At 69.5% G+C, this 6,917-nt stretch carries 5 protein-coding genes; 2 read left to right on the top strand and 3 right to left on the bottom strand.

Going from position 1 to position 6,917, the window contains the following annotated elements; genetic code table 11:
* Window positions 1–125: 125 nt before the first annotated feature.
* The 3 genes from ABZ135_RS25185 to ABZ135_RS25175 form a co-directional block, all read right to left on the bottom strand.
* Window positions 126–998: a Yip1 family protein gene (locus ABZ135_RS25185; RefSeq protein ID WP_356698515.1), complete on the bottom strand. Its 873-nt coding sequence runs from the start codon at window positions 996–998 to the stop codon at window positions 126–128.
* 244 nt (window positions 999–1,242) lie between these two features.
* Window positions 1,243–3,507, bottom strand: a complete 2,265-nt coding sequence (locus tag ABZ135_RS25180) for a (Fe-S)-binding protein (RefSeq protein ID WP_356698514.1) — start codon at window positions 3,505–3,507, stop codon at window positions 1,243–1,245.
* Window positions 3,508–3,611: 104 nt separating this feature from the next.
* Window positions 3,612–4,196: a sugar transferase gene (locus tag ABZ135_RS25175; protein WP_356698513.1), complete on the bottom strand. Its 585-nt coding sequence runs from the start codon at window positions 4,194–4,196 to the stop codon at window positions 3,612–3,614.
* Window positions 4,197–4,403: 207 nt separating this feature from the next.
* On the opposite strand from ABZ135_RS25175, the gene dnaK reads away from it, so the two are divergent.
* Together dnaK and grpE are read left to right on the top strand one after the other, a co-directional pair.
* The gene (gene dnaK / locus ABZ135_RS25170; RefSeq protein ID WP_356698512.1) at window positions 4,404–6,248 is read left to right on the top strand and encodes a molecular chaperone DnaK; all 1,845 of its coding nucleotides are present in this window, start codon (window positions 4,404–4,406) and stop codon (window positions 6,246–6,248) included.
* Entirely contained in the window at window positions 6,248–6,889 is a 642-nt protein-coding gene (gene grpE, locus ABZ135_RS25165) for a nucleotide exchange factor GrpE (RefSeq protein ID WP_356698511.1), read from the top strand. Before dnaK ends, grpE begins: the two co-directional genes overlap by 1 nt.
* The last annotated feature ends 28 nt before the right edge of the window (window positions 6,890–6,917 follow it).

Genomic DNA, 6,917 nt, shown 5'->3' with positions numbered 1-6,917 from the left:
AGCGGCGCAGCAGCTCGGAGGCGCGCTCCTCGCCCAGCTCGGAGTTGAGCGCCTCGGCGAAGCCGTCGGACCAGGAGCGGGCCCGCCGACCCATGTCGGCGGGGGCCCCTTCCCGTACGGGGTGACTACAGCGTGCCCAGCTTGATCAGGCTCAGCAGCGCCACCAACTGGATCGCCGACGCGCCCAGCGCCTTCGGCCACGGCAGGTCGTGCGAGCGGCTCACCATCACGGTGAAGAGCGCTCCGGCGGCCAGCCAGGTGAGCCAGCCGACGACCTGGACCAGGCCGTTCTCGCCGCCCAGGAAGACGGCGAAGATCAGGCGCGGGGCGTCCGTGAGGGACATGATCAGCATCGACAGGCCCACCGTGGGCTGCCACGAGCCGTCGCCGCCGAGCTGGCGGGCCAGCGTGTGCGTGACGGCGCCCAGGACCAGGCCGCCGATGACGAAGCCGACGCCGGTCAGCAGGACGTACGGGACGGCGTTGGACAGGGTGGCGTTGATCGCCTCCTCGCGCGCCTTGTCGAAGCCGAAGATCGCGAGCAGTCCGTAGAGGAACGTGACGATCAGCGCCGGGCCCCACACGGCGTGGTCCCGCATCCGCAGGAACGTGTCCGCCGGGCGCAGCACGATGCCGCTCAGGAGGGCCTTCCAGGGCAGGCGCGGGCCCGTGGGGACGGCGGCGGCCCCGGCCTGGTACGTGGCGCCGTCGCCGTAGGGGTCGTCGTGGACGCTGAAGACCTGGGTGTGGCCCGGGTTGTTGGCCGCGTAGTGCTGCTGCGGGTGCGGCGCCTGCGGGGCGTAGGGGTCGCCGAAGTACTCCGGCTCCCCGTGCGGCTGCGGTGGCTGCTGTGGGGGTTGCTGATGTTGCTGCTGCGACCACTGCTGCTGCTGTTGCGGGTATGCCGGCGGGGGCGCGTTGTACCCGTACGGCGCCTGCTGCGGTTGTTGTCGCGGGGGGCCGCCGGCCCGGCCGCGTCCGTTCCTGAATCCAGCCACGTCAATGAACGTACCCGGTCCTGCGGTGCGCTCGCGCCCCGGAGGCAGAGTGCGGCAGAGCTGTGACATCCCCTAGGGGGCGGGAGGGGGGTGGGGAGGGGCGGGTAGGGGGCCCGCGTCGGGGGCGCGCGACGCTGCTGCGGCGCGCCGGCGGTACGGCGGTACGGCGCGCCGGCGGTACGGCGGTACGCAAAGGGCCGCCCCGCATCACGCGGGGCGGCCCTCCGTCACGTACGCGTCGGCCTTACGACGCCGGCTGCGGCGCCGGCGCCTCGGCCGGCTCCTCCGGCTCCGGGTCGATCGGCGTCTTCACCGAGTCGAGCAGGAGCTGGGCCACGTCCACGACCTGCAGGCTCTCCTTCGCCTTGCCGTCGTTCTTCTTGCCGTTGACCGAGTCGGTCAGCATGACGAGGCAGAACGGGCAGGCGGTGGAGACGATGTCCGGGTTGAGGGAGAGGGCCTCGTCGACGCGCTCGGTGTTGATGCGCTTGCCGATCCGCTCCTCCATCCACATCCGAGCGCCACCGGCGCCGCAGCAGAAGCCGCGCTCCTTGTGGCGGTGCATCTCCTGCTGGCGCAGGCCCGGGACGGCCGACATGATCTCGCGCGGCGGCGTGTAGACCTTGTTGTGGCGGCCCAGGTAGCAGGGGTCGTGGTAGGTGATGAGGCCGTCGACCGGGGTCACCGGGATCAGCTTGCCCTCGTCGATGAGGTGCTGGAGAAGCTGGGTGTGGTGGATGACTTCGTACTCGCCGCCGAGCTGCGGGTACTCGTTGGCGATCGTGTTGAAGCAGTGCGGGCAGGTCGAGACGATCTTCTTCGCCGACTTCGGCTTCTTCGTCTCCGGGTCCTCATCGTCCTCGCCGAACGCCATGTTCAGCATCGCGACGTTCTCCTGGCCGAGCTGCTGGAACAGCGGCTCGTTGCCCAGGCGGCGCGGGGAGTCACCGGTGCACTTCTCCTCGCCGCCCATGATCGCGAACTTGACGCCCGCGATGTGCAGCAGCTCGGCGAACGCCTTGGTGGTCTTCTTGGCGCGGTCCTCCAGGGCGCCGGCGCAGCCGACCCAGTAGAGGTAGTCGACCTCGGTGAGGTCCTCGACGTCCTTGCCGACGATCGGGACCTCGAAGTCGACCTCCTTGGTCCACTCGACGCGCTGCTTCTTGGCCAGGCCCCAGGGGTTGCCCTTCTTCTCCAGGTTCTTGAGCATCGTGCCCGCCTCGGACGGGAACGCGCTCTCGATCATCACCTGGTAGCGGCGCATGTCGACGATGTGGTCGATGTGCTCGATGTCGACCGGGCACTGCTCGACGCAGGCGCCGCAGGTGGTGCAGGACCACAGGACGTCCGGGTCGATGACGCCGTTCTCCTCGACGGTGCCGATGAGCGGGCGCTCGGCCTCGGCCAGGGCGGCCGCCGGGACGTCCTTCAGGGCCTCGGCGGACGCCTTCTCCTCGCCCTCCATCGTCTTGCCGCCGCCGGCGAGCAGGTACGGCGCCTTGGCGTGCGCGTGGTCGCGCAGCGACATGATGAGGAGCTTCGGCGAGAGCGGCTTGCCGGTGTTCCAGGCGGGGCACTGCGACTGGCAGCGGCCGCACTCGGTGCAGGTGGAGAAGTCGAGGAGGCCCTTCCAGGAGAACTGCTCGACCTGGGAGACGCCGTAGACGTCGTCCTCGCCCGGGTCCTCGAAGTCGATCGGCTTGCCGCCGGAGGTCATCGGCTGGAGCGCGCCGAGGGCGGTCTCGCCGGTCGCGTTGCGCTTGAACCAGATGTTCGGGAAGCCGAGGAAGCGGTGCCAGGCCACGCCCATGTTGGTGTTGAGCGACACCGTGATCATCCAGATCATGGTGGTGCTCAGCTTGATCATGGCGAAGAGGTAGACCAGGTTCTGGAGGGTCGCGACGCTCAGGCCCTTGAAGGCCAGGACCAGCGGGTACGAGGCGAAGTACGCGGCCTCGTAGTGCTCGACGTGGTGGATCGCGCCCTCGAGGCCGCGCAGCACGTAGATCGCCAGGCCGATCGTGAGGATGACCCATTCGACGAAGTACGCCTGGCCGGCCTTGGAGCCGGCGAAGCGGGACTTGCGGCCGGGGCGCGACGGCAGGTTCAGCAGGCGGATGACCATCAGGGTGGCGATGCCGAGGACGGTCATCGAGCCGATGAACTCGATGTACAGCTCGTACGGCAGGAAGCCGCCGATGACCGGCAGCGTCCAGTCGGCCTGGAACAACTGGCCGTAGGCCGTGACGATCGTCGGCGGCAGGGTCAGGAAGCCGATGGCCACGAACCAGTGCGCGAAACCGACGATGCCCCACCGGTTCATCCGGGTGTGGCCGAGGAATTCCCGCACCAGGGTGACGCTGCGCTGGTACGGGTTGTCGGTGCGGGTGCCGGCGGGGACCGGCTGGCCGAGCTTGAAGTACCGGACGAACTGGCCGATGGCGCGGGCGAGCAGCGCAACGCCGACCACGGTCAGGGTCAGCGACACAATGATCGCGGCGAGTTGCATGAGGGGCTCCTCGGGCGGGCCTACTAAGCTGGACGCCTACTAAGCGGTAACTTATTCAGTCCGTGCCGAGATTACCGGTGCGAGCGCCGCTCTTGTAGCGGAGCTCACGGTGATCTGTGTCGCTCAGGCAACCCTTGCCGCACGGCCTGCGTCACCCGCCTGTCCGGAGTCCGGCCTGCCGTGCGGGCCGCCTGGCGACGTTTACGGACTGCTGGAAGCGTACGCGCCAGGATCGCCAGATCCATGCCGAGCCAGTGGTGGTCCACATAGTGGAGGTCGAGGAGCTGGCGCTCCTCCCACGGAAGCTCCGAACGCCCGCTGATCTGCCACGGACCCGTCATCCCCGGCCGCACGGAGAGCCGGCGCCGTCCGTCCCCGGTGGACTCCCGGTGGCCGGGGGCCAGCGGGCACGGCCCGACCAGGGACATCTCGCCCCGTACGACGTGCAGAAGCTGCGGCAGGGCGGCCAGCGGGCTCTTCGTACGGAAGGACAGCATCGCGAAGGTCCGGCCGCCCATCCCCGCGACCGGCCGGCGCCGCAGCACCCCGCCGGAGCCCGGCGTCCTGCCCGCGCCCCGCCCCCCGCCCACGCCGCCCGGGCCCCGCAGGGCGACGGCGGCGATCAGCGGGGAGAGCAGGACGAGGAGCGCGAGGCCGCCCACCACGTCCAGCGCGCGCTTGGCCGTCATGCGTGCACACCTTCCGGCGGGAATCATGGGATATGTCCGGACCTTCTCACGCAGGGCGCGTCCTGCCCGGGAACGACGCGGGTGAACGCGCTCTTTGAGCTGGGCGGGCGGCGAAGAGTTGAGTCGCCCCGACTCAGGTCTGTTGACTCTGACCCGACCCTCGTGCATCCTTGAGTCAGTTCCACTCAAGTCACTGGAGGAATCGAAATGGCACGTGCGGTCGGCATCGACCTGGGCACGACTAACTCCGTCGTCAGCGTTCTGGAAGGCGGCGAGCCCACCGTCATCACCAACGCCGAGGGCGCCAGGACCACGCCGTCCGTCGTCGCCTTCGCGAAGAACGGCGAGGTGCTCGTCGGCGAGGTCGCCAAGCGTCAGGCGGTCACCAACGTCGACCGGACCATCCGGTCCGTGAAGCGTCACATGGGCACCGACTGGAAGATCGAGCTCGACGGGAAGAACTTCAACCCGCAGCAGATCTCCGCCTTCATCCTCCAGAAGCTGAAGCGCGACGCCGAGGCATACCTGGGCGAGAAGGTGACCGACGCGGTCATCACCGTCCCGGCGTACTTCAACGACTCCGAGCGTCAGGCCACCAAGGAGGCCGGCGAGATCGCGGGCCTCAACGTCCTGCGCATCGTCAACGAGCCGACCGCCGCCGCCCTGGCGTACGGCCTCGACAAGGACGACCAGACCATCCTCGTCTTCGACCTCGGTGGCGGCACCTTCGACGTGTCCCTCCTGGAGATCGGCGACGGCGTCGTCGAGGTGAAGGCCACCAACGGTGACAACCACCTCGGTGGTGACGACTGGGACCAGCGCGTCGTCGACTACCTGGTGAAGCAGTTCGCCAACGGCCACGGCGTCGACCTGTCCAAGGACAAGATGGCCCTGCAGCGTCTGCGCGAGGCCGCCGAGAAGGCCAAGATCGAGCTGTCCTCCTCCACGGAGACCACGATCAACCTTCCGTACATCACGGCCTCCGCCGAGGGCCCGCTGCACCTGGACGAGAAGCTCACCCGCGCCCAGTTCCAGCAGCTCACCGCGGACCTGCTCGAGCGCTGCAAGACCCCGTTCCACAACGTCATCAAGGACGCGGGCATCCAGCTCTCCGAGATCGACCACGTCGTCCTCGTCGGCGGCTCGACCCGCATGCCGGCCGTCGCCGAGCTCGTCAAGGAGCTGACCGGCGGCAACGAGGCCAACAAGGGCGTGAACCCGGACGAGGTCGTCGCCATCGGCGCCGCCCTGCAGGCCGGTGTCCTCAAGGGCGAGGTCAAGGACGTCCTGCTGCTCGACGTCACCCCGCTGTCCCTCGGCATCGAGACCAAGGGCGGCATCATGACCAAGCTGATCGAGCGCAACACCACGATCCCGACCAAGCGGTCCGAGATCTTCACGACGGCCGAGGACAACCAGCCGTCCGTCCAGATCCAGGTCTACCAGGGCGAGCGCGAGATCGCCGCGTACAACAAGAAGCTCGGCATGTTCGAGCTGACCGGCCTCCCGCCGGCCCCGCGCGGCGTCCCGCAGATCGAGGTCGCCTTCGACATCGACGCCAACGGCATCATGCACGTGACCGCGAAGGACCTGGGCACGGGCAAGGAGCAGAAGATGACCGTCACCGGCGGCTCCTCGCTGCCGAAGGACGAGGTCGACCGGATGCGCCAGGAGGCCGAGCAGTACGCGGAGGAGGACCACCGCCGCCGCGAGGCCGCCGAGACCCGCAACCAGGGCGAGCAGCTCGTCTACCAGACGGAGAAGTTCCTCAAGGACAACGAGGACAAGGTCCCCGGTGACGTCAAGACCGAGGTCGAGACCGCGCTCACGGAGCTGAAGGAGAAGCTCAAGGGCGAGGACACCGCGGAGATCCGCACCGCCACCGAGAAGGTCGCGGCCGTCTCCCAGAAGCTCGGCCAGGCGCTGTACGCCGACGCCCAGGGCGCCCAGGCCGCCGGCGGCGACGCCGGCCAGGCCCAGGCCGGTCACGACGACGACGTCGTCGACGCCGAGATCGTCGACGAGGACAAGCCGAAGGGTGGCGCTGCCTGATGTCGGAGGAGACCCCGGGCTTCGAGGAGAAGCCCGACGTCCCCGCCGACGGCACGCCCGAGGAGCCGAAGGCCGCCGACTCCGCCGACCAGGCGGAGGGGGCGGCCCCGGCCGGGGACGCTACGGACGTAGCCCTGCTGGCGCAGTTGGACCAGGCCCGCACCGCGCTCACCGAGCGCACCGCGGACCTCCAGCGGCTCCAGGCCGAGTACCAGAACTACCGCCGCCGGGTGGAGCGCGACCGGGTCACGGTCAAGGAGATCGCCGTCGCGAGCCTCCTGACCGAGCTGCTTCCCGTGCTCGACGACATCGGCCGCGCCCGGGAGCACGGTGAGCTCGTGGGCGGCTTCAAGTCGGTCGCCGAGTCGCTGGAGACGGTCGTCGCCAAGATGGGTCTGCAGCAGTTCGGCAAGGAGGGCGAGCCCTTCGACCCGACCGTGCACGAGGCCCTGATGCACAGTTACGCGCCGGACGTCACCGAGACGACCTGCGTGGCGATCCTGCAGCCGGGGTACCGGATCGGCGAGCGGACCATCAGGCCCGCCCGCGTGGCCGTCGCCGAGCCCCAGCCGGGCGCGGCCCCGGCCGGCAAGGAAGACCAGAAGGCCGACGAGGAGAGCGGTGGCCCCGAGGAGGGCTAGCGCTGTGATCGTCCGAGAGGAGGGACGT

This window comes from Streptomyces sp. NPDC006339 (genome assembly GCF_040612775.1).
GTDB lineage: Bacteria > Actinomycetota > Actinomycetes > Streptomycetales > Streptomycetaceae > Streptomyces.
Note: the sequence above shows the minus strand (reverse complement) of the source record. Positions and strands in the feature narration are given on the sequence as shown.